Below are 24,715 nucleotides of genomic sequence, written 5' to 3' on the forward strand. Positions count from 1 at the left end.
ACCGCCGACGACAACGGCACTTCGTGGTACGACCTCACCAGCCAAGCCTTCGCCGTGTTCCTGCCCGTCAAATCCGTCGGCGTCATGGGCGACGGTCGCACCTACGACTACGTCGTCGCCCTGCGCGCCGTCATCACCAGCGACTTCATGACCGCGCATTGGGCCGAACTCCCATATTCCCTGCTCGGCCGCGTGTCCAACCGCATCATCAACGAAGTCAAAGGCATCAACCGCGTGGTGTATGACGTGAGCGGCAAACCGCCTGCCACGATTGAGTGGGAATAAGGGCTTGGTTTGAAAGAATAAAAAGGCCGTCTGAAATTTTCAGACGGCCTTTGTGTTTGATAAAGTCCAATATCAGACTATAATGCACACAATTGGTCTGATATTGGACTTTATTTTGGAGCGGAACAATGCACGGTTTTGACGAATTAGCCGAAAGCATGGCGGGGCTGTTGGATTTATATGTCCGATGGGCGAAGCAGAAGGGCTTATCGGCAAATGAATTTTTCGTGATTTACTCGGTTTTTCATCACGGGCAGTGTGCACCGAAAACGGTAGGCGACGAATGGCATCTGCCCAAACAGACGGTTTCGTTTACCTGCAAACAGTTGGCGGACAAAGGCTGGTTGGCGTTCGCACCCGATCCGAACGACAAACGCGGCAAGCTGCTGTATTTAACGCAAGAAGGCGAAGCGGCGGTACGACCGTGGCTGGAAGAATTGGCGCAGGCCGAGCGGGAAAGCGAGGAGCGGTTCGGCGATAAAAAGCTGGAAAAAACCGTGCAGGAACTGAACCGTTTGAATGAAATTTTTTCCGAAAAATTAGGGATTTGAACCATGCATCATGAACCGTCAGGCGCGATGGGCAGCATCAGATCCATCGCCAAACAGAACAAAAAACGGCTGTTCGCCACCTTCTTTCTGGTGGCTTTGGAAAACATACTGTTCATTACCTATCCGCTGTTCGGCAGTTTTGCCGTGAACGCGATGATGGCGGGCGATGTGTGGCGTTCGCTTTCTTACGCGCTGCTGGTGCTGGTGATTTGGGCGGTCGGCGCAGGCCGCCGCGCGGTCGATACGCGCGCGTTTGCTCGCATTTACGCCGAGCTTGCCGTACCCGTGGTGCTGAGCCAGCGCGAAAAAGGGCTGGATACTTCGGCGGTTACCGCCCGTGTTGCCCTGTCGCGGCAGTTTGTGGATTTTTTCGAGCAGCATTTGCCCGTTCTAATTATGTCCAGCTTTTCCATTGTTGGAGCGGCAGTGATGTTGTTGATCATTGAATTTTGGTCGGGCGTAACCGCTTGTCTGATTTTGCTGTTTTTCGCGCTGCTGCTGCCCAAATACGCACGAACCAATGACAGGCTGTATCTGAAGCTGAACAACCGCTTGGAACAGGAAGTGGACGTTATCGGGCAAAGCGGACACCGCCGTCTGAACCGCCACTACGACTTGCTGGCCAAACTGCGCATCTGCCTGTCGAACCGCGAATCCTTGGGTTATTTGGCCATCGGCACCGCCATGTCCGTGCTGTTCGGCGTAACCGTAACCCGGCTGGCAACCACGCCAAACGTGCAGGCAGGCCATATTTATGCCGTCATCACCTACTTATGGACGTTTGCCATGAGCTTGGACGACGCGCCGAGGCTGTTGGAACAGTTTTCTAATCTGAAAGACATCGGCAAGCGGGTGGAGGTGTAGAACGGAAAGGCCGTCTGAAAAGTTTCAGACGGCCTTTTGATTTTTACCTTTTCAGGCAGCCTCAAAACAGAAAGCCTGTCTGAAAACATGCCCGCCGTAGGGTGGACGTGAACCCACCGTTTGATGCCGTCTGAAAACGGTGGGTTGACCACCCTGCAAGCTAGACCGGCATTTTATTCTGCTGCTTTTTGCGCCAATCGTAAATAATCCGCCAAATGCTTATTTTCCACGTCTTCAAGCGTATGTAATTTCAAATGACGACGGCCTTTTCCTTTTCCTTCTAATAAACCGTGCGGGTCTACTATCTCGGCGCCATGACTAAATTCCACAGACACATGTTGCTTATAAACAAAAATGCCGCAAAACGGTTCAGGTGCGGCAAACAGAATACCGCCATATTTCACTTCTTCGCCTACCGTATCCGCCAGTTGCAATATTCTCGTGCGCACACTATCGGCGATTTCATACAAGGCGGGATTGGCAATTTGCCAGTCATCCAGCAGATTGTTTACTTTTTGGTTCATGGTATTCTCCTAACCAGCAATATTCGTTACACAAAATATTTTCCCTTTGACCGAAAAAACAAAGTTTTATCAGCAAACGGAAAACTTGCTTCCGCACCATTCAGCGAAAGACAAAATGTGCGAAATTCTCCGATATTCATTAGATTGATTTTAAGCTGCTTGGGCAAATCCCAAAATGTATCCGTTTAGATCTTTTAAGTAAAATTCGAGAACACCATACCAAGTTGGTTTTAATTCGGTAATTTCCAAATTTTCAGACTGCAACCGATTGTATAAATCTTGAATATTATCAACATCCATATAAAAAGACACCGAAGCCCCAATAGGTTGATTTTTTGCAAAACGAATGTCGTTTTGAAAAGTATCCAATCGCTGAAATGCTATCTCTATTTCCCCCGATTTCAGCATTGCATAACGATATTCCTTGCCATTTTCAAAGATTTCCTCCACAGCATCATGATTGGGAACGGCAAAAGCCAACTGGAAACCTAAATGTTTGGTATAAAATTCGGCAGTTTTCTGTACATTTTCCACCGCAAAAACAGGTGCTAATTTGCTTATTTTCAGCAGATTTTTTACTTTTTGATCCATGGCCTCCTCCTAATTTGAGTTCTGTATAAGTTAGCTGTTCTTAGTTTATCATAATAAAAAACATCAAATGACATATCAAACACAACCAAGAACAGAAGGCCGTCTGAAAAATTTCAGACGGCCTTTTTTGTTTTATCTTTTCAGCCAGCCTCAAAACAGAAAGCCTGTCTGAAAACATGTCCGCCGTAGGGTAAACGTGAACCCACCGTTTGATGCCGTCCGAAAAGCGTTGGGTTGACACCCACCCTGCAAGCTGACTGAAAGATTTTCAGACAGGTATTTTCAGACGGCCTTGCCTTATGCTTTGAGCAGTTCCGCCAACATTTTTTCGTAAATTACGGACAGCTTGGGAATATCGTCGAGCAGCACGTTTTCGTCGATTTGGTGGATGGTGGCGTTGCTCGGGCCCAGTTCGATGAGTTCGCGGGCGACGGCTTTGATGAAGCGGCCGTCGGATGTGCCGCCGCTGGTGGAGAGTTCGGTATTCACGCCGCAGGTTTCGGCGATGGCGGTTTTGGCTGCTTCGGTCAGACGGCCTGCTTCGGTGAGAAACGGCTGGCCGGACAGCGACCATTGCAAATCGTATTTCAAACCGTGTTTGTCGAGAATTTCGTGCACGCGCTGTTGGAGGCCGTCTGAAGTCGATTCGGTGGAGAAGCGGAAGTTGAATTTGACGTTGAGTTCGCCCGGAATGACGTTGGTTGCGCCTGTGCCGCCGTTGATGTTGGAAATTTGGAAGCCAGTGGGCGGAAAGTAGGCGTTGCCGTCGTCCCATGCGGTGGCGGTGAGTTCGGCCAGCGCGGGGGCGAAGGTGTGGACGGGGTTTTCGGCCAGATGCGGATAGGCGATGTGGCCCTGTTTGCCTTTGACGGTCAGGTTGCCCGACAGCGAACCGCGACGGCCGTTTTTCACGGTGTCGCCGAGGGTGTCGACGGCGGTGGGTTCGCCGACGATGCAGTAGTCGATTTGTTCGCCGCGCTGTTTCAATACGTCCACCACGCGGGTGGTGCCGTCGTGTGCGTCGCCTTCTTCGTCGGACGTAATCAGCAGGGCGATGCTGCCGGAGTGGTCGGGATGGGCAGCGATGAAGCGTTCGGCGGCGGTAACGAAGCAGGCGATGCTGGTTTTCATGTCGGCCGCGCCGCGCCCGTACAGCCTGCCGCCGCGTTCGGTCGGTTCGAACGGCGGCGATGTCCATTGTTCTTCCGGGCCGCTGGGCACGACATCGGTGTGTCCGGCGAAGCAGAATACGGGGGCGGTGTTGCCGCGCCGCGCCCAGATGTTTTTGGTTTCGCCGAAATTCAGTTCTTCAACGGTAAAGCCGAGGGCTTTCAGACGGCCTGTGAGAATGGCTTGGCAGTCTTTGTCGTCGGGGGTTACGGAAGGTTGGGCGATGAGTTGTTTGGCGAGTTCGAGGGATTGGGTTTCGGTCATTGTGTCGGTCTCGGTAGGTGGGTATGGGTGGCGGTTTTGCTGTTGAGGCCGTCTGAAAAGCGGGTGGATGTTCCGTGTTTTCAGACGGCCTGATGCGGGTTGGGTTTGGTAACCGTTCCTGCCTGAATGATGCGGAACCATGTTTCCGAACGGGTCGGGCGGACGGTGGGGCAGGGCGGTCGTTGCGGGCTTTCGTCGGCAAACCGTCAGGCGAAACACGCCCGATACAGCGGTTCCAAATCCTGTATGGTGCGGACAATCCACTGCATTTCGTCCTGTCTGCCCAAGTCGTCGCGGTCGATATGCCGGCCGATGCAGAAAAAGTCGTCGGCGTTTTGCAGCGTCAGGTATTCAGACGGCCTGTCTTTCAGCGGCAGGTAGTCGCCGTATTCGCTCTCCGCGCCGTGCCAGATGTCGAAATCCGCAAACTGGCGTGCGTCCAAATCATCGAGCCAGCGGTTGTATTCGGGCAGGTGAATCGGGGAGACGGCGGCCTTGTAGCAATGCCAGTCGAGCGATACGGTCAGGCGCTTGCGGTTGAGCAGGACGGAGATAATCGCGGCTGCGTCTTGATATTGCGCGTATTTGAAAAACGCGAAAAAGTGGGCGCGCACCTGCCAGCCGTTGCACCAACGCTCGATGTGCGGCGGGGCGAACGGTCCGCCGAGCTGTTCTGCCGCGCCGAGTATCAGACTGCGCCAGATTTCCCAGTGGTGTTTGTAGTCGGCTTTGATTTGCGGAATGGTGTCCGGCCGGTATTTTTTGAGTTGGGCGAACTGGTAAAAGGGGAGGTCGAACAGGCCGCAGCTGGCGGGAGTAAGCATGGGGAAGTCCTTGTGTGGCAGGCCGTCTGAAAGGTTTTCAGACGGCCTGTGTCATTTCCGTTGGAACACCGCCGCGAAAAAGCCGTCGGTATGGTGTTCGGCGGTATTCAGGCGCAGGTATCTGCCTGTGTCCAAACTGATTTTCAGACCGTGCAGCAGTCCGGCGCAGTCGAGCAGTTCGAATTCCGGATGTTCGGCCAGAAAACGTTCGGCCTGCATTTCGTTTTCTTCCGGCAGCACGCTGCACGTGGCGTAAACCAGCCGCCCGCCCGCGGCAACCAGTTCCGAAGCGGCGGACAGGATGCTGTGCTGCTGTTGCCGCAGTTTGGCAACGGTGTCGGGCGACTGGCGGTATTTCAGGTCGGGATTGCGGCGCAGCGTACCCAGGCCCGAGCAGGGGGCGTCCACCAAAACGCGGTCGGCCTTGCCTTTCAGACGGCCTGTGCGCGGGTCGTGTTCGCTGCCGATGCGTTCGGGATGGATGTTGGTCAGGCCGGCGCGGGTCATGCGTGGTTTCAAGTTGGCAAGGCGTTTTTCAGAAACATCAAAGGCATAGATGCGGCCTTTGTTGGCCGTCATTGCGCCGATGGCCAGCGTTTTTCCGCCTGCGCCCGCACAGAAATCGACGATGATTTCGCCGCGTTTTGCGCCGAGCAGCAGCGCGAGCAGCTGGCTGCCTTCGTCCTGTACTTCCAGCGTGCCGTCGAGAAACAGCGGATGGCGGTTGAACGCGGCTTTGTCGTGCAGACGGATGCCCCACGGCGAAAACGGGGTGGCTTCGGCGCGGACGTTTTCCGCCTGCAATTCGGCCAATACCTTGTCGCGTTTGCCTTTCAGGGTGTTGACGCGCAAATCCAGCGGCGCGGGTTGGTTGATGCGGCGGCCGAATTGCAGGATTTCTGCCTCGCCGTAATGCGGGGCGAGCGCGTCAATCAACCACTGGGGCAGTTCGGCGGCGGTGTTCAGGCCGTCTGAAAACTCGGTTTTGCGAGCTTTCAGACGGCCCAGAAAATCGGTTTCTTCTTCATTGAGGCGCAGCGTGTCTTTGATGCCGCCGATGTTTGCGCTGCGGCCGAGTACCAACGCACACAGCGCGGCCAGGCGCGGCTGTGCCTGCGGTGTGTCGAGCGCGGCGGAAATTTTCTGAAAATGGCGCAGCGCGGCAAACGCGGTTTCGGCGATTTCGTGGCGGTCTTGGCGGCCGAGCTTTTTGTGTTCGCGGAAATAGGCCGATAAAACCGCATCGGCAGGCTGTTTGAACGTGAGCATCTGCGCGAGTACGGCAGCGGTGTGGTCGAGTTGGACGGGAGTCATTTAGGCGGGGAATGCAATGATGGAACGATGGCGGAATTATACGCGAAACGGCGCGGTAGAGACGGTTTGAAGGCCGAATGGGCTGCTGGCTCCAAGGAGATGACGAACGGCAAATGACCAACTGCTTTACGCTCGCTGAATAAACAGCCGCCGCTTAGTGTCGGCATTGACTTGGCCGATTGCTTCTTAATGGTTGGTTATATCGGCGAGCCGCCAAAGCGCTTGTTTGCCGATAATGCCGGATTTGCCGAGTTTCACCGCTTGCCGCATGGCGGTGGCGAGCGTTTCGGTCGGCATGGGCCTGGCACTTTTGAATAAGCCGATTTTATTGGCGTTTTCAAGAAGGATTTCGGTAATGCGCTCGCCCGTGCGGTCGGTGTTCGGGCGTTTCAGGAGCGGCGGGCGGACGATGACGGATTGGGGGAAATCCAGCTCCGTTACCTCCTGTTCCAATTTGCCTTTCATACGGTAATAGAACAACCGTGAATCGGGGTTGGCATGGTCGGACGAAATCAGCACATGGTACGGCACGGCGTTTCGGCGGGCGGTTTGGGCAGCCGCAAGCGGGTAATCGTGGTCGATTTTCCATTGGTTTGGCCTGCTGCCCGCCTGTTTTAAGGTTGTGCCGAGGCAGGAATACAGCACATCGCCGCGCACGCTGTCCGCCCATATCTCCGGTTTGTCGAAATCGACTATATGGACGGTCAGTTTTTCATGTGTCAAAGCAACGGGTCTGCGCACGAAAATCACGACTTCCGTGTAATCGGCATCCAGTAGGAGTTGCTGGGTCAAGGCTTTGCCGGTGGCTCCGGTCGCTCCGATAATCAGTGCTTTCATGGTGTTTCCGTTTGCTGTTGGGGGTGTTCAAGCCGCTGTAATTTTGATTGGGTGGTGTTTGTATGCGGGTGTTTCCCATTCATCAGATAAACGCAGCCTTTATATTTACCGAATGCCGTCTGAAAATGTTTTTCAGACGGCCTTTTTTATGCTTCGTTGCGGTAAATGCTGTTCGCTAACGCTCCGACCATCGGCCATCACTACAAACATCAAGCCGGTTCGGCCATTTTCAGCGCCTGCCGGATATCCACCGCCACAATCCGCGACACGCCTTTTTCCTGCATGGTTACGCCGATGAGCTGTTCGGCCATTTCCATGGTGAGGCGGTTGTGCGAAATATAGAGAAACTGGGTTTGCGCCGACATTTCTTTCACCAAATTGCAGAAGCGGCCGGTGTTGGCATCGTCGAGGGGGGCGTCCACCTCGTCGAGCAGACAGAACGGGGCGGGGTTGAGGCTGAAAAGGGCGAACACCAAACTCATGGCGGTCAGCGCTTTTTCGCCGCCGGAGAGCAGGTGGATGGTGCTGTTTTTCTTGCCGGGCGGGCGCGCCATGATGGATACGCCGGCGGTGAGCAGGTCGTCGCCTATCATGTGCAGGGTGGCTTCGCCGCCGCCGAACAGGGTGGGGAAGAAGGTTTGTACTTTTTCGTTAACGGCATCGAAAGTGGCTTTGAAACGCTCTTTGGTTTTGCCGTCGATTTGGGCGATGGCTTCTTCGAGCAGGTTGATGGCGGCCTGAACGTCTTCGCTTTGGCTGCGGTAGTAGCCGTCGCGCTCGCGGGCTTCTTCGAGTTCTTGAAGGGCGGCGAGGTTGACGGGGCCGAGGGCTTCGATTTCTTGGGCGAGACTGCCGATTTGGTTGTTTAAGGTGTTCAGACGGCCTGCTTCTTTGGCCAGGGTTTCGAGTGCTTCCAAATCGGCTTGGCGTTCTTCGAGATTTTGGTGGAAACGTTTGGCGTTGAGCAGGGCTTCCTGTTGTTGGAGCAGGGCGGTTTGGGTGGCGGCTTGAAGCTGCGGCAGTTTGGCTTGCAGGGCTTGCTGGTTTTCGTAGCGGCTGCGGCCTTGTTCCTGCGTGGCGGCAAGGGCGGTTTGGACGCGGGCATATTCTTCGTCGAGCGTCTGCACCGCTTCGCCGAGTTCTTCGAGTTTGAGGTGCTGCTCGTCGTTTTGCAGTTCGGTTTCGTAGGCGAGGGCGAGTTCCTGCTGGCGTTCCTGCCAGTCGAGGGTTTGCTGTTCGAGGCGGGCGATTTGCTCTTGGCGGTTCTGTTTCTGCTGTTGCAGTTTGTGTACGGCGACTTCGGCCAAACCGTAGCGGCGGTTGGCTTCGAGCAGGGCGAGCTGCGCCTGTTTCAGACGGCCTTGCTGGGCCTGCCGGCCTGCGGCAGCGGTTTGCTGCTGGTGTTCGAGTTCGGCGGCAGACTCGTGCAGCACGGCGATGTCGTCTTCGAGGCCGTCTGAAGACTGTTCGAGCACGAGGCTTTCTTCTTCGAGTTGGACGAGTTCGCGTTCGATGTGTTCGCGGCGAAGCTGCCCCTGATTGGTGCGGGCGAGCAGTTCGGCGGCGCGCTGCTGGGCTTCGGCGTATTGGCGGCTGTGCTGTTTTTGCTGCTGCAACAGGTTTTTATAGTGGGTTTCGGCGGCTTCGAGCGCGGCCTGCGCCTGTTTGCTGCGGGTTTCGGCGGCGGCAAGTCGGGGCGACAGCGCGGCCAGTTCGGCGGTGATGTCGTCCAAACGGCTTTTGTGCGTCATCAGGTTGTCGGCGTTGCCGTCGGCGTAGAGCAGCACGCCGACTTTGTCGATTTGGTGGCCTTCGGGCGTGAGCCAGATTTGGTTGCCGTTCAAATCGTTTTGGTGTGCGAGGGCGTAGTTTAAATCGGGGGCGCACAGCACGCCGTCGAGCCAGTGGTGCAGGGCCGTCTGAAACGGGGCTTGGGCTTGGATTTGGTTGAGCAGGGCGGTGGCGGGCAGGGTTTTTTTGAGGCCGCCGGAGAGGCCGTCTGAAATCCACGCCGCGCTGCCTGCGGGCAGGGGCGAGGGCGTTTGGAACGACGCGGGCACGGCGCGGGCGTGCAGGCGTTCGGTCAATACGGCGGACAGCGCGTGCTGCCATTGTTCGGGCGCGGTAATGTGCTGCCAGAGCTGCGGTGCGGCGGCGGCTTCGGTGTGCTGCCAGAAGTCGGCGGTTTGTGTTTCGCTTTGGGCAATCAGTTGCGCCAAAGCCTGCTGCCGCGCTTCGAGCGTGATGTGCTGCTGTTGCAGGGACTGTTTGTCGGCAGAGGCCGTCTGAAAGGCTTGGCGCAGCTGCTCGGTTTGGTTTTCGGCTTCGGCAAGCTGTTCTTCGTATTGCTCCTGCTGCGCCTGCAACAGGGCGGCCTGTTCTTGGGCGGCGGCGGTTTCGCCGTCGTGCGGTAAATTAAGCGCGCGGCTTTCTTCTTTCAGACGGCCTGTACGCGCGGCGTGCTGTTGCAGGGTTTGCCGCGCGTGGGCTAGCTGCTGCTGCTTCAGGGCGAGTTCGCGCTTGATGCGGGCGAGTTCGTCCTGCTGGGTTTGGAAGGTGTTGTTCAGGGTGTTTTGCGCTTCTTCCAGCTCGGGAAGCTGCTCTTCCTGTTCGGCCACCAGCATGGCGAGTTCGGCCAGTTCCACCTGTTTTTCTTCGATTTGGCTGTCGGCCGCTTCCAGTTCGGCGCGGATGGACTGCTGCTCTTGGTGGATACGGGAAAGCTGCGCTTGGGCGGCGGTTTTGTCGCGTTCGATGCGCTGGTGCAGGGTTTGCTGGTGGCGGATTTGTTCTTCCAAACGGGCAATCTGTTCGCGCAGCACGCCGCGCCGGTTGCTGATGTCGTGCACCTGCACCTGCTGCGCCTGCTCTTCGGCTTGCAGGGCGCGGATTTCTTCGTTTAAAGCCTGGATTTGCGCGGCGGTTTCGTCCTGCTGGCGGCGGAAGTTTTCATGCTGCGCGGTGGCTTTGTCCGCCGCGTCCAGCGATGTGCGCCATTGCACGAAGTCGAGCAAATCCTGCTGGCGGTTCAACTGTTTGGTGAGATTTTGGTAACGTTCGGCGGTTTCGGCCTGCTTTTCCAGCTTTTCCACCTGCCGCGCCAATTCGCTCTGTAAATCGCCCAACCGCTGCAAATGTTCGCGCGTGTCTTTCAGACGGCCTTCGGTCTCCTTGCGGCGTTCCTTGTATTTGGAAACGCCCGCCGCTTCTTCTATATAGGCACGCAATTCTTCCGGCCGCGCTTCGATGATGCGCGAAATCATGCCCTGTTCAATCACGGCATAACCGCGCGCGCCAACGCCCGTTCCCAAAAACAAATCGGTAATGTCGCGGCGGCGCACCACCTGATTGTTGATGAAATAAGTTGATTCCCCCTGCCGCGTCAGCTGCCGCTTGATGCTCACTTCCGCATACTGCCCCCACGCCCCCTGCAAACTGTGGTCGCTGTTGTCGAACACCAGTTCCACCGACGCACGCGGCGCAGGCCGCCGTGTGGCCGCCCCGTTGAAAATCACGTCCTGCATACTCTCGCCGCGCAACTGCTTGGCCGAAGCCTCGCCCAACACCCAGCGCACCGCGTCAATCACATTCGATTTGCCGCAGCCGTTCGGCCCGATAACGGCGACAAGCTGCCCGGGAACATGAATGGTGGTGGGATCGGTAAACGATTTGAAACCGGCGAGTTTGATGTGGGTGAGGCGCATGGGATGGGCGGCGGATAAAGACGGGAAGGACGGTATTTTAGCGGAAAGTCGCAGAGTTTTCCGATTTTAAATCTCTACGGGAATGCAGCTGCCGATGCCGTCTGAAAACAGGGTTGTTGTAAAAAAGCAGTAATAATTTAAACAACATACAAATATGCAATAGGTTTAAATATGCTTGAAAAATAAAGTGATATATTATCAAGAAGTTGCAAAATACATAATATTAATAACTTCATTAACCGCATGGTGTTTGTATTCTTTCGGCATACCTATTATCCGGTTTTGATGCCGTCTGTATACAAAATAAAATGAATTGCATAAAAGCATTTATCATAATTGACATACGGTTAATCTGTGCGTTGCTGTAAGCGGAATCCCCTTTGCAACACGGCGGTCCGGTAGAAACGGCCGACTCGGTTTTTACGGTTGTCGCAGAAAACCATACTAAAAATCAATAAGACAGGAGCTTTAAAATGACGAAGTACAAAAACCTGCTGTGGGGTCTGCCGCTCGCTTTTTTGGTGGGATGTGCAAGCCATCAGCAAAAAGAAACTTGGATTGATACCACCGATGCCGCTTACAGTACGGGCGTTCCCGAGAACCGATCGTCCGTAGTGATTTACCGTCAGGCCGATGCTGTTAACGGTCCTGCCGTTAATATCTATATTAACGGACAATATTCAGGCTCGCTTCAGCCTAATGCTTACCGTCAGGAAATCATCTGTACGCAAAACCAGAAATTCCATGCCGATTTTACCAAGCAAGATGTTGCGTACCACAATAAAAGCAATTCGGGCGATTATTACAACCTGCCAGAATCTACCGTTTCTTTCTTCAAAATTGTCAATGACGGCCAAGGCCGTCCCGTGCTGCGCAATGTTTCCCCGGAGCAGGCCGCAGAGGAAATGAAGGGCATCAAACGCCAAAACCATACCCTGTCGCGCGTTTCAAGTCCGGAAAAATGCGCCCAAGTATTGAAAACATACAATCTGCAAGCATCCGCGCTCTTTAAGTTTGACCGCGCAGGCTATCAGGACATGTTGCCTAAAGGCCGTCAGGAAATCGAAGCTATTTCCTCAGACATCCGTCAGCAAAAAGCTAAAGTAACCGGCGTTGCCGTGGTCGGACATACCGACCCCGAAGGTACACCTGTCTACAATTTGAACCTTTCTTCACAGCGCGCCGCAACCGTTAAGCGTGCGTTGGCGGACAGCGGTTTGAACAGTGCCGTCATCAGCGCAGAAGGCCGGGGTGAAAATGAATTGCGTGTTACCGACTGCCGCAAAAAATTCCCGAATAACGCACAGGCCCGCCAAGAGTGCGACCAACCCAACCGTCGTGTGGAAATTATTCTGCACGGTGAAAAATAATCCTAATTATAAAAGGTGAATACCATGTCAAAAAGCATTACGTTAAAAATCAACAACGCCAAAGAAACACTTGAGACCGTTAAGTTTCAGACGGCCTCAGGAGAGGTTTTGCGTGTTCCTGCGCAAGCAAAAGTGAATTATCAGCTTGTTGATGATGCAACCCAGTTTGCACCTGAAAACATTACCACTAAACGTGTCGGCGACAATCTGAATATCGCTTTTGAAGGTACCGACATTAATAATCCGGACGTAATTATCGAAGGTTATTACTCCGAAGCAACCGATGCTTCTAAAAGCAGTTTGCTGATTGGCCAGCATGAGAACGGCAGTTTCTATCCCTATGTGCCCGAAAGTGCGGAAGCTGCTGATGCCGTAACCGCTTTGGCTGAAGAGGTGGTTGCAGGCCAAGCGCTGGGTGGAGAAATTTTGGCTTCCGCTTATGCGATTAGTCCGTGGTGGTTGGCTGCATTGCTGCCTTTGGGGGCTGCGGCAGCTGCAGTGGGGGGCGGTGATTCTGACGATGCACCTACTCCTGTGATTACGGTTAACGCTCCTGATAGCGGTAACGACAATACTCCGATCATTACCGGTACAACCGATGTACCTGCCGATTCTGTAGTTACGTTGATTATTACTGATAGTAACGGTGCGGTTCAAACCGTTACCACTACTGTGAAAAATGACGGCACATTCAGCGTGGATGTTCCTGCAGAATTATCTGAAGGCACTTACAGTGTCGATGCAACTGTAAAAAATCCGGCAGGTAAAGAAGCAACGGCAAAAGATTTTGGCAGTGTAGATACTGTTGCTCCTTCCATTACTGTTGATGCACCTGACGGCGTATCAAATGACAATACACCTTTGATTACAGGAGAAACCGAAGCTCCTGCAGGTAGTATTGTGACCTTGACTATTACCGATTCGGAAGGTAAGACTCATACAGTTACGACATTGGTAACAGAAGAAGGCAGCTACAGTGCCGAAGTGCCGGCGAAACTGGCGGACGGCGACTACCGCGTCGTCGCCCGGGTGGAAGACGCGGCAGGCAATGCAGGCGAAGCGTCTGACACGGGCAGCATCGATACGGCCGCAGCGATTACGGTGGACGCACCCGCACTGAGCGGCGACAACACCCCGACCATTACCGGTACGACACAAGACGTCGAACCCGGTCAGGAAGTGACCGTTACGGTGACCGGTTCGGACGGCAAAGTACAGACCGTCACCACCACCGTCAAAGCGGACGGCAGCTACAGCGTCGAAGTGCCGCAGGCACTGCCGGAGGGCAACTACAGCGTTAAAGCCGGCGTATCGGACAAAGCGGGCAACAAGGCCGAAGCCGAAGACAAAGAAGGCAACGTCATCGACAGCAAAGCACCGTCGATTACGGTGGACGTACCCGAGCAGAGCCGGGACACCACCCCGACCGTTACCGGCAAGACCGATGCCCCCGCAGGCAGCGAAGTGACCGTTACGGTGACCGGTTCAGACGGCCGCCAGCAGACGGTAACGACGCAGGTCAAAGGCGACGGCACATTCAGCGTAGACGTTCCCGGCGCACTGCCGGAAGGCAAATACACGGTGGAAGCATCGGTGAAAGACCCCGCAGGCAACACCGGTACCGGTTCGGACAGCGGCAACATCGACAGCAAAGCACCGTCGGTAACGGTGGACGCCCCGGACAACAGCAACGACAACACCCCGCTGCTCAGCGGCAAGACCGATGCCCCCGCAGGTTCGAAAGTGACGCTGACCGTCACCGGTTCGGACGGCAAAGTGCAGACCGTCACCGCCACCGTCAAAGCGGACGGCAGCTACAGTGCCGAAGTGCCGGCGAAACTGGCGGACGGTGACTACCGCGTCGTCGCCCGGGTGGAAGACGCGGCAGGCAATGCAGGCGAAGCGTCGGACACGGGCAGCATCGATACGCAAGTGCCAAGAGTGGTTGCGGATGATAAAGTTGTCGTTGAGGCTTCGGCTCGTGTGGTACATGGTGTGATCAAAGTTGCCGATTCTTCGGTAGCGGCTATTACCATTGCAGGCAAAGATGTCATGACTACTGTGGCAAAACCGATTGAAATCAAAACAGCATACGGTTTGTTGACTGTTACCGGTTATGATGCTGTTCGAGGAGAAATCAAATATCATTATGCTGAAAACGGTGTAAGAAAAGACCATCGAGCCGGTGATGATTCTGTGAAAGACAGTTTTGTCGTGATGGTGCGAGACAAAGCCGGTAATACTGCGATGGACAGTTTGGACATTAAGATTGCCGATACTGCGCCGAATGCTGTAAACGATCATCATCAAATCGGTGAAAAAACAACATCGGTTGGCGGTAATGTCTTGATGAACGACCAGGCTGGTGTGGATATTCCGGTTAAAGTAATTGCAGACCAATTACAGGGTAAATACGGTATGCTCACGATGGGAGCAGACGGTAAATATACTTACAAACTGGATACTGAAAACACAACCGTTAAATCCTTGAATAATGGTGACAAGCTTGATGATACTTTTGTTTATCGAGTAAGTGATGCCGATGGTGATGTTTCAACTGCCAACCTGACCATTACAATCAACGGTGTGGATTCCGATAAAGTGACCATTGGAACAAACGGTGGTGATGTAATCAAAGGTGGTACAGGTAATGATGTGATATTCGGAGACAAAGGAGGCAGTGATACCATTATTACCAAGGGCGAAAACTATAATGTTGTAATTTTGCTCGACAATTCTTACAGCATGACAACATTTGCGTCCAGTACGGGTACTTCGTATCTGAATATGGCTAAAGCATCATTATTGAAATTAGCGAAGGAATTGGCAGAACACGATGGAAACATCAATGTTACGTTTATGTCGTTCCGTAATAAAACCACAACCCAGATCAATATTGCCGATTTAAATGAAAGCAATGTCAATAAATTGTTGTCTACTATCAGCAGCATCGATAGTCCGCGTAAAGGTGGAACAACTAACTATGACGATGCTTTCAAGAAGGCAACTGCGTGGCTTAACGACGTATCCGACAACGGCTATAGCAACATTACCTATTTCCTTACTGATGGACAGCCGACTACATACGGAAGTACCGGTGCAACAGCCTTGAGCGGTTATCTGCATCAAGCGGCAGTAAGTGCTGGTTTGTCGAGCTTTAAAGGCTTGAGTGCGGTATCTGAAGTGCATGCGTTCGGCTTTGCCAAAGGTGTACAGCAAACCACCTTGAAGTATTTCGACAATACTACGGAAAGCGGAAGACTCGGCGAAAGCTCTGACTCTGTCGGCGGCGGATATACCGGTTCACGTTCTGTCAATGTAACTTACAGCGGAAAAACCGGTGAAGCAGCCATTGTCGACAGTTCTGTAGAATTGGATTCTGCTTTGAAACACGGTTCGGTGGAAATCGTTCCTAAAGCAGTTTCGTCCGATACCGTCGAAGGTGGTGCAGGTAATGACATTTTGTTTGGTGATACCGTTAATACCGACCATTTGGCGTGGAAAGATGGCAATAGTGGCTTGGTTTACGAAGCAGGAAGTCATGACGGAGCCGGTGCCGATATTTTGGGCCAATATATCCAATGGACGGAAAACAAAGGTGTAGCAGCAACTGATCAAGACATCAAAGATTATGTCGAATCCAACTGGAAATCCTTGTTGGACAACCGGAATGACGGCGGCAATGATGTTCTGAAAGGTGGCGACGGCAATGATGTTTTAATTGGCGGGGCAGGTAACGATACCTTGACAGGCGGCGCAGGCGAAGATCAGTTTGTATTTATGGCTAACAGTAACAACGGTCATGATGTGATTACAGACTTTAAAGCCGGTACCGACAAGGTAGTATTTGCCGATTTGGTCAGCACCAATCAGTTGAAGAATGCGGTTTGGGACGATGCAAGCCATACCTTGAGCTTCACGGGTGTTGGTCAAGACGGAGTTGCCTATAAAAACAGCATTACGTTTAACGGATTATCGTCGGGCGAGACCCTTGCCAGCGTGCTGGAAAAACATGTTGAAACCTTAGGCTGACTGTAAAGTCGGTTGAAGAAACCCTGTCATATCGGCAGGGTTTCTGTTTTTTACTGCTATATCAATAAGTTTCTCTTGTTTGGGATGAGATAAATGTTAAATTGGTTAGATTGGTTCCATTTGAAAATTGCCGCTTTTTGACCTGTTAATAATGATTGGGAACTTTAAATAACAAAATAACAAGTAAAACAGCAGATGAGAAAAAAATGAGAAAATCGGTCGTGATACTGCCGATACTGTTTGCCGTTGCTCATCTTTAAATCGGGAGATACAGCCTTAGTCGAAAGGCCGTCTGAAACCGTTTGATTTTGAAATCGGAGCATGATGGTCGTTGTTGATGTCTGTTTTCCCATCTTCGCCCGAACAGCTTTGTATTGTATAATTTAATGTTTCCAAACATTACATCAGAATATCGATTCAGCCGTTTGAAAATATTTTTCAGACGGCCTTACCGACTTTATATGACTACGAAACCCACCACATCCCGATCTAAAGCAAAAAACGGAACGGCAGCCAAAAGCCGTACCGTACAGGCTGAAAACAAGCTTTCCAGAAGTTTGAAAGAAGCCAAGGCTTTGCAGAAAAGCGAAGAAAAAAAAGCCCGCCCTGAACATTTGGCCAATCTGATCAACGATACGCTGTGGCTGTTTGCATTGGTGGTTACGCTTTATGTCGCCTTATCGCTGGCCAGCTTCGATATGGCCGATCCTGCTTGGTCCCGCAGTGTGCCGACGGCGGATGCAGTGCACAACCTCGGTGGCCTGTTCGGGGCGTATCTGGCCGATGTGGGCTATTACCTGTTCGGATTGTCGTTTTGGTGGGCGGTGCTTGCCGCCTTGGTTTTCCTTTACAAAAATTTCCGTCCTCTGCAAAAGCGTGAAGGATTCAAACCCTATAACCAGCGTGTTGCGGCAGCGGCATTGGTAATTCTGCTGCTGTGCAGCCCGATTTTGGAATTTGCCGGATTCGGGCAACAACTGGCCGATGTGCTGCCCGTCGGTGCCGGCGGTTTGGTGGGGGTGTTGGCGGGCACCGGTTTGGGGTGGTTGTTGGGAAAAACCGGCAGTATTCTGATTACATTGGTTATTCTCTTGCTGGCGATGTCGTTGCTGGCGCAAGTGTCGTGGCTCGACGTGATGGCGAAATCCGGCCGGGGTACGGGCGGGGTATTACGTGCGTTGAAACGCAAGTTGTCGCGTAAAAATCCTAACCTGCTTACGGAATTGCCCGATACGAAAAATACCCAGCGTCTGATTAAGGAAGCAAAAACCATCACGGCAGAACCCGTTCCGCAGCTGGAAGGAAGCTCCAGCAACCGCAAAAAAGTGACCGTTTCCGTTGCACCGCCGATGCCTGTCCAGCCGTCACTGTTTGAAAAAGACAACAGAGAATTGCCTGCCGGCGAATACCATAAACCGGCCATCAGCCTGCTGAGAATGCCGAAAGGCGAACCTGTGGCCATTGACCCTGAAGTGCTGCGCAGTACTGCGGGGCGCATCGAAGCGAAACTCGCAGAGTTCGGTATCGGTGCGCAGGTGGTTTCGGCCACGGCGGGGCCAGTGATTACCCGCTTTGAAATCGAGCCGGCACAGGGCGTGAAAGGCAGCCAGATTGTGAACCTTTCCAAAGATTTGGCGCGTTCGATGTCGTTGCAGGCAGTGCGCATCGTCGAAACGATTGCAGGCAAGAATACCATGGGCATCGAGTTACCCAACGATACGCGCCAAGACGTGATGTTGAGCGAAATTCTGTCCGCGCCTGTATTTACCGATGCTAAATCCAAGCTGACCGTAGCCCTCGGCAAAGACATTGCCGGTGTCCCAGTGGTGGGCGACTTGGCAAAAATGCCGCACCTGCTGGTGGGCGGCATGACCGGTTCGGGTAAATCGGTAGGCGTGAACGCAATGATTCTGTCGATTCTGTTCAAAGCCACGCCCGAAGAAGTACGCTTCATCATGATTGACCCGAAAATGCTCGAATTGAGCATTTACGAAGGCATTCCGCACCTGCTCTGCCCCGTGGTAACCGATATGCGCGAAGCCGGTCAGGCGCTGAACTGGTGCGTGGCCGAAATGGAAAAACGCTACCGTCTGCTTTCGCATGCGGGCGTGCGCAATCTTGAAGGCTTCAATAAAAAAGTAGCCGATGCCAAAGCCGCCGGCAAACCGCTGCTTAATCCGTTCAGCCTCAATCCCGACGATCCCGAACCGCTGGAAAACCTGCCGATGATTGTGGTGGTCATCGACGAATTGGCCGACCTGATGATGACCGAACGTAAATCCGTCGAACAGCAAATCGCCCGTCTCGCCCAGAAAGCCCGAGCCGCAGGTATCCACATGATTGTCGCCACCCAACGCCCCAGCGTGGACGTGGTTACCGGCCTGATTAAGGCCAACATTCCCACCCGTATGGCCTTTACCGTTCAGAGCAAAATCGACAGCCGCACCATTCTCGACCAAATGGGTGCCGATGAGCTGCTGAAGTACGGCGATTCATTATTCCTGCAACCGGGCAACGCCGAGCCGACCCGTTTGCAGGGTGCATTTGTGTCGGATGACGAAGTGCACCACGTTGTCGATTTCGTCAAACAGCAGGCTCCTGCGAATTACGTCGAAGGCCTGCTCAGCGGCGAAGCGGCGTTGGAAACCACCAATATCGTCAACCCCAACGCCAACAGCGACGAGTTGTTCGACCAAGCGGTCGCTTTCGTACTCGAATCGCGCAAAACGTCGATTTCTTCGTTGCAGCGCCAACTGCGCATCGGTTACAACCGTGCCGCCAACCTTATCCAAGCGCTTGAAGACGCAGGGATTCTGTCGCCCGCCGATGTCAGCGGTACACGGCGCATTCTGGCTCAGAAAGACAATCTCTGATTCGGTGGAATCGAAACGGCAGGGCCGTCTGAAAACCGGTAAACAGTTTTCAGACGGCCTTTGTCTGTTTGCAGACCCACCGGCTGCATTGCGGCATTTTGCCCGTTGCAGCGGCAGGCCGAGTAAAACGGAGTATATGGCGGAATGGGCGCACAGCCGTTTGTACTCGGGGCAGGCTGTGTTTGCTGCGGAGTGTTCATGGATGCGATACCGTTGGCAACCGTTATTTCCGTACAGGCGGGCATTTGTGCCTGAAATTTAAGAAACCTTTTTATTCATGCGTTTATTCAAAAACCGCATCAATCGGCCTATAATCCGAACACTGTTTCACTGTGAACAAGGCCGTCTGAAACATTTTTCAGACGGCATCAGCAAAGGAAAAACCATGCGTCCGCTCAACGCCCAAATCCGTCTCGGCCATCTGCGCCGCAACTACCAAACGCTCAAACAGATTCACGGCGGAAAACTGCTGGCGGTTGTCAAAGCCGATGCCTACGGACACGGCGCGGTACGCTGCGCCCACGCGCTTGCGGATTTGGCCGACGGATTCGCCGTCGCCACCATGGAAGAGGCGGCCGAACTGCGCCGGAACGGGATTGCGAACCCGATTGTGCTGCTCGAAGGCGTGTTTGAAGCGGCGGAATATGCGCAGGCAGACGAGCTGAACCTGTGGCCTGCGGTCGGCAGCCAGTGGCAGCTTGAAGCCCTGCTCGAACACGATTGGAAAAAGCCCGTCAACGTGTGGTTGAAAATGGATTCCGGCATGCACCGCGCCGGATTTTTCCCGCACAATTTCGCACCCGCCTATACCGCGCTCAAACAAAGCCCGAAAGTAGCGGGCATCGTCAAATTCAGCCATTTTGCCTGTGCCGACGAACCGGAAAGCGGCATGACCGAAATGCAGCTCGAAGCGTTCGACATTGCCTGCGCAGACTTGGCGGGCGAAGAAAGCCTGGCCAATTCCGCCGCGATACTGAACATTCCCGCTGCCCGCCGCGACTGGGGCAGGGCGGGCATCGCGCTTTACGGCGTGTCGCCTTTCGGCGGTACCGACGAACGTCTGAAACCCGTGATGCGCCTGACCACGCGCGTATTCGGCGAACGGGTGTTGCAGCCGCATTCCCCCGTCGGTTACGGCGCAACGTTTTACACCACCAAGTCCACCCGCGTCGGCCTGATTGCCTGCGGCTATGCCGACGGCTATCCGCGTCGCGCTTCGACCGGCTCGCCCGTTGCCGTAGAAGGCCGCCGCAGCCGCATCATCGGCCGCGTGTCGATGGACATGATGACGGTGGAACTTGACCCTGCCGAACGGGGTTTGGGCGACGAAGTGGAGCTGTGGGGCGATACGGTCGGCATCAACGAAGTGGCCGAAGCCGCAGGCACGATTGCATACGAGCTGCTGTGCAATGTGAAGCGGGCGAAATTTACTTATTACGAATGACGGGTAAAGGCCGTCTGAAAGGTTGTGTGTTGCGGTAAAGTTTGCCGCCTTAAGTGCGGTTTGCCTGCACGGTTTCAGACGGCCTGTTTTGCAGGATGGTTGCCGAAGGGCTTCGATAATCGACCGCCGATAACCGGTATGCGGTTAACGCGTTTTGTGTGCGTAACCGTGCGGACGGTGTCAGGCCGTCTGAAAAGGCATGCATACCCGACCCCTGTTTTCAGACGGCCCTATCGTGAAAAGGCCGTCTGAAATCCCGGATTGGGCAGGGTGGGGCAAATAAAATTTTCCTCCTTTTTCGCACCGCATAAGCCGTACATCATATTTTCAGACGGCCTTGAAATGGCAGAACAGGCCGTCTGAAACCGCAGATAAGACTTTCACAAACAAAACAAAGGATTTAGCCATGAGCACCTCTTCCGTAGTTACCGTTATCGGCAAAGACCGCGTCGGCATCGTGTACGATGTATCCAAAATTCTGGCCGAAAACAAGCTGAATATTCTCAACATCAGCCAAACGCTGATGGACGACTATTTCACCATGATTATTCTGGTGGACACCGCCCAATGCCCGAAATCACGTCAGGAAATGCTGGATCTGTTTGCCGAAGAGGGCGCAAAACTCGCGCTCGACATCCGATTGCAGGATGAAGAGCTGTTTAAAGCGATGCACCGCATTTGATGTTTATTTTGTCTCAATAGGAATATTAAATGAAAAAATTGGCATTGATATGGTTATCTATTTGTTCAAGTCTGGCTTATGCCGAATTACCTAAATCGGTTGAGATGGAGCTGTCAAAGGAAATTAAAGCTTATGAAAAATTGTATCAGGATAAACGCGGGAAAAAGATTTATGGTTATGTAAATCAAAAGATTATTGGCAATATGGCTGAGAAGGTCGGTATGCCCGAGGTACTTAAAAGCATGGAGCTGTTGTTGGTAAATTTAATTAAAAACAGACAAGTTTCCCTGCAAATGGATTTGCCGGATGCCCAAACAGGTATCAGCCCATCAGGTATTGCTTATGCGATTATTCCATATGTAATGAATATTGATGGAAATCCCGTGAAAGAGAAAATGCTTGCCATTAAAGATGGAAAGATGTGGACATTTTCACGTTTTAATTCGGACAATCCACTTATGAAAAAAGCCATTCAAGATGTTTATCCCGATCTGGAACTACCTTAAAAATAAAATTTCAGCTGCCTGAGGCAGCTCTTGAAGAAAGAACAGTATGTCTATCCAATCCAACGAAATCCTCGAAACCGTGCGCATGGTATCCGACCAGAATTTCGACGTGCGCACGCTTACCATCGGCATCGACCTGCACGACTGCATTTCGTCCGACATCGACAAGCTCAACGAAAACATCTACAACAAAATCACCCGCGTGGGCAAAGATTTGGTTCAGACAGCCCAAGATTTGTCGGCCAAATACGGCGTGCCGATTGTGAACCAGCGCATTTCTGTCACCCCAATCGCCCAAATCGCGGCGGCCACGGGCGCGGACAGTTATGTTTCCATCGCGCAAACCCTGGATAAAGCGGCCAAAGCCATCGGCGTATCGTTTATCGGCGGCTTTTCCGCGCTGGCGCAGAAAGGCATGTCGCCGTCGGACGAAATCCTCATCCGCTCGATTCCCGAAGCGATGAAGACCACCGACATCGTGTGCAGCTCCATCAACATCGGCAGCACCCGCGCGGGCATCAATATGGACGCGGTGAAACTGGCCGCCGACACCATCAAACACACCGCCGACATCACGCCCGAAGGCTTCGGTTGCGCCAAAATTGTGGTGTTTTGCACCGCGGTGGAAGACAACCCGTTTATGGCGGGCGCGTTCCACGGCTCGGGCGAAGCCGACACCGTGCTGAATGTAGGCGTGTCCGGTCCCGGCGTGGTGCAGGCCGCGCTGGCCGACTGCGACGGCAAAAACCTGACCGAAATCGCCGAAATCGTGAAGAAAACCGCGTTCAAGATCACCCGCGTCGGCGAACTGATCGGGCAGGAAGCGGCACGCCGTCTGAACATTCCGTTCGGCATTCTCGATTTGTCGCTCGCGCCCACACCCGCCGTCGGCGACTCCGTCGCCCGCATTCTTGAAGCGATGGGCTTGAGCGTGTGCGGCACGCACGGCACCACCGCCGCACTTGCGTTGCTCAACGACGCGGTGAAAAAAGGCGGCATGATGGCCAGCAGCGCGGTGGGCGGCTTGAGCGGCGCGTTCATCCCCGTATCCGAAGACGAAGGCATGATTGCCGCCGCCGAATCGGGCGTGCTGACTTTGGACAAACTCGAAGCCATGACCGCCGTCTGCTCCGTCGGTCTGGACATGATTGCCGTGCCCGGCCGCACGTCAGCCGCCACCATCGCGGGCATCATCGCCGATGAAGCCGCCATCGGCATGATCAACAGCAAAACCACCGCCGTGCGCATCATCCCCGTTACCGGCAAAGACGTGGGCGAGAGCGTCGAATTCGGCGGCCTGCTGGGTTACGCACCGGTGATGCCGGTGAAAGAAGGAAGCTGCGAAGTGTTCGTCAATCGCGGCGGGCGCATTCCCGCGCCGGTGCAGTCGATGAAGAACTGATTTCGCCTGCGGCAGGTTTGCCGTTTCAACGCTCAATAAACCGAGGCCGTCTGAAATATTTTCAGACGGCCTTTGTTGCCATGTGCAGTTCGGAAACAGCGTGTTCCGCTGCTGTTTATGTCTTACCGTTTTGTATCGGTTTCGTAGGTGCGGTTAGCCCGATTTGTCGGGCGTAACCGTATGTATGGTTGGGAAAAGGGTGCCGTCTGAAAACGGGCTTGAGGTTTGAACGGTGTCTGTATGCGTACGACGGCTAACCGTACCTACACTTGCTTGCCGTTTTGTATCGGTTTCGTAGGTGCGGTTAGCCCGATTTGTCGGGCGTAACCGTACGCACGGTTGGGAAAGGGTGCCGTCTGAAAACGGGCTTGAGGTTTGAACGGTGTCTGTATGCGTACGGTTACGCCGCCTAGGGACGGCTAACCGTACCTACACTTGCTGCACGACAAAACGTAACCTGCCGACAAGCATAATTATTTTAAGAGGCCGTCTGAAAATATTTTGTTAAAATATTTTCAGACGGCCTGATTGTGTTGATGCCGGACAAAAATACAGATTTTGACAAGGAGGAAAAATATGAAAATATTGTTGGCTGCCGTAGCCGCTTTGGCGGTATTGGGCGGATGCGCCACAAAAACGCTGACAGCCGAACAGTTGCGCCGCCGCCCTGCGAATGTCGTTTACAAACCGAAGCTTTTAACAGCAGAATCTGCCGAACGCAGCGGCATGGTGTCGGTGCTGCTGGCAATAGATAAAAACGGCAGGATAACACAAACCGCGTGGGACGGCAGAAGTTCACCCGAATTGGTTGAAGAGGCGAAAACGCATTATCGGCCGCCGAAAACGGTTCGGGTTTATGAAAAATGTGAAGCCGGAAAATGCACACCGCTCGAGAGTTATAGCGAGCAGGTAATTGCGTTTGCAGTTGGTGCTTCCAAACTCAGCCAAAAAGCCGAACCCCGTTTCAAACAGTTGCCACCGCCTTATCCGCCGCTTTCTGAAGAAAACGGAGAAGAGGGAACAAGTAAAATCTGTGTGGTTGTTGATAAAGACGGCAGCAGCTCCTCTCCTTTTGTTAAAAAAAGTTCGACGTTTAAACGCTTGGATACCGCCGCTCGAAAATCCGCTGCCGAGGCATTAAAGCAGGTTGCGCCGCCGTTTGTGCCGGCGAAAATGGGCGGGAAACCCGTGGCGGCGGTTACTTGTATATCATACAATTTCAAACTCTCCGAATAAGCGGATGCCGTCTGAAATACTTAAATACTATTATTCCCGCCCACACGGAAAGAACGTTTTTGTGATGATTTTTTAATTTTGCAGAAGCCGAAGGCCGTCTGAAACCTTTTCAGACGGCCCGAGACCTTTGCGAAATACCAGCTACTCCATCCAAACGGTTACCTGAACAATCAAGGTAACCGTTTTTTCATTTTCAGACGTGTTTCTCGTCCATATTCCCCCAATTAGCCCCTTTATCGGGG

The 24,715-nt window shown here is 53.5% G+C and carries 17 protein-coding genes and 1 pseudogene; 11 read left to right on the forward strand and 7 right to left on the reverse strand.

Translation table 11 applies throughout. The features are described 5' to 3' along the window. From ACEYDX_RS10565 to ACEYDX_RS10575, 3 genes and pseudogenes are all read left to right on the forward strand, one after another. Positions 1–285, forward strand: a pseudogene (locus tag ACEYDX_RS10565) (GMP synthase (glutamine-hydrolyzing)); the annotation flags it as partial. Positions 286–413: 128 nt separating this feature from the next. Then, on the forward strand, positions 414–836 hold the full coding sequence (locus ACEYDX_RS10570; protein WP_373741980.1) for a MarR family winged helix-turn-helix transcriptional regulator: 423 nt from the start codon (positions 414–416) through the stop codon (positions 834–836). A 27-nt stretch (positions 837–863) separates the two neighbouring features. Then, positions 864–1,700 (forward strand): ABC transporter six-transmembrane domain-containing protein, encoded by an 837-nt coding sequence (locus tag ACEYDX_RS10575; protein WP_373741994.1) that lies wholly within the window; start codon positions 864–866, stop codon positions 1,698–1,700. 173 nt (positions 1,701–1,873) lie between these two features. Here ACEYDX_RS10575 and ACEYDX_RS10580 read toward each other — a convergent pair whose 3' ends face one another. The 7 genes from ACEYDX_RS10580 to smc form a co-directional block, all read right to left on the reverse strand. Beyond that, on the reverse strand, positions 1,874–2,224 hold the full coding sequence (locus ACEYDX_RS10580; RefSeq protein WP_373741981.1) for a DUF1801 domain-containing protein: 351 nt from the start codon (positions 2,222–2,224) through the stop codon (positions 1,874–1,876). A 150-nt stretch (positions 2,225–2,374) separates the two neighbouring features. Continuing rightward, positions 2,375–2,815: a VOC family protein gene (locus ACEYDX_RS10585; RefSeq protein ID WP_373741982.1), complete on the reverse strand. Its 441-nt coding sequence runs from the start codon at positions 2,813–2,815 to the stop codon at positions 2,375–2,377. 297 nt (positions 2,816–3,112) lie between these two features. Continuing rightward, positions 3,113–4,249: a succinyl-diaminopimelate desuccinylase gene (gene dapE, locus ACEYDX_RS10590; RefSeq protein ID WP_373741995.1), complete on the reverse strand. Its 1,137-nt coding sequence runs from the start codon at positions 4,247–4,249 to the stop codon at positions 3,113–3,115. Positions 4,250–4,455: 206 nt separating this feature from the next. After that, positions 4,456–5,073 carry an HI_0552 family protein gene (locus ACEYDX_RS10595; protein ID WP_373741983.1) on the reverse strand — a complete coding sequence of 206 codons (618 nt, stop codon included), beginning with the start codon at positions 5,071–5,073 and terminating at the stop codon, positions 4,456–4,458. A gap of 51 nt (positions 5,074–5,124) precedes the next feature. Next, positions 5,125–6,387 (reverse strand): RsmB/NOP family class I SAM-dependent RNA methyltransferase, encoded by a 1,263-nt coding sequence (locus ACEYDX_RS10600; RefSeq protein WP_373741984.1) that lies wholly within the window; start codon positions 6,385–6,387, stop codon positions 5,125–5,127. 186 nt (positions 6,388–6,573) lie between these two features. Further along, a complete protein-coding gene (locus ACEYDX_RS10605; protein ID WP_373741985.1) occupies positions 6,574–7,224 on the reverse strand; it encodes an NAD(P)H-binding protein in 651 nt (216 codons plus the stop codon). Positions 7,225–7,433: 209 nt separating this feature from the next. Next, positions 7,434–10,928: a chromosome segregation protein SMC gene (smc, locus tag ACEYDX_RS10610; RefSeq protein WP_373741986.1), complete on the reverse strand. Its 3,495-nt coding sequence runs from the start codon at positions 10,926–10,928 to the stop codon at positions 7,434–7,436. Between the two features lie 473 nt (positions 10,929–11,401). On the opposite strand from smc, the gene ACEYDX_RS10615 reads away from it, so the two are divergent. The 8 genes from ACEYDX_RS10615 (at position 11,402) to ACEYDX_RS10650 (ending at position 24,473) form a co-directional block, all read left to right on the forward strand. Then, positions 11,402–12,298: an OmpA family protein gene (locus ACEYDX_RS10615; RefSeq protein WP_373741987.1), complete on the forward strand. Its 897-nt coding sequence runs from the start codon at positions 11,402–11,404 to the stop codon at positions 12,296–12,298. Positions 12,299–12,322: 24 nt separating this feature from the next. Beyond that, positions 12,323–16,330, forward strand: coding sequence for an Ig-like domain-containing protein (locus ACEYDX_RS10620; protein ID WP_373741988.1), 4,008 nt, complete (start codon positions 12,323–12,325; stop codon positions 16,328–16,330). 461 nt (positions 16,331–16,791) lie between these two features. After that, complete coding sequence (locus ACEYDX_RS10625) at positions 16,792–19,203, forward strand: DNA translocase FtsK (protein WP_373741989.1); 2,412 nt, start codon at positions 16,792–16,794, stop codon at positions 19,201–19,203. Between the two features lie 385 nt (positions 19,204–19,588). Next, a complete protein-coding gene (gene alr, locus ACEYDX_RS10630; protein ID WP_373741996.1) occupies positions 19,589–20,647 on the forward strand; it encodes an alanine racemase in 1,059 nt (352 codons plus the stop codon). Positions 20,648–21,053: 406 nt separating this feature from the next. Beyond that, positions 21,054–21,329, forward strand: a complete 276-nt coding sequence (locus tag ACEYDX_RS10635) for an ACT domain-containing protein (protein WP_373741990.1) — start codon at positions 21,054–21,056, stop codon at positions 21,327–21,329. Positions 21,330–21,358: 29 nt separating this feature from the next. Beyond that, positions 21,359–21,835 carry a hypothetical protein gene (locus tag ACEYDX_RS10640; protein WP_373741991.1) on the forward strand — a complete coding sequence of 159 codons (477 nt, stop codon included), beginning with the start codon at positions 21,359–21,361 and terminating at the stop codon, positions 21,833–21,835. Between the two features lie 46 nt (positions 21,836–21,881). Next, positions 21,882–23,237: a PFL family protein gene (locus ACEYDX_RS10645; RefSeq protein WP_373741992.1), complete on the forward strand. Its 1,356-nt coding sequence runs from the start codon at positions 21,882–21,884 to the stop codon at positions 23,235–23,237. 576 nt (positions 23,238–23,813) lie between these two features. Then, positions 23,814–24,473, forward strand: a complete 660-nt coding sequence (locus tag ACEYDX_RS10650; RefSeq protein WP_373741993.1) for an energy transducer TonB — start codon at positions 23,814–23,816, stop codon at positions 24,471–24,473. Positions 24,474–24,715: the final 242 nt, after the last annotated feature.

Source organism: Neisseria sp., assembly GCF_041804105.1.
Classification (GTDB): Bacteria; Pseudomonadota; Gammaproteobacteria; order Burkholderiales; family Neisseriaceae; genus Neisseria.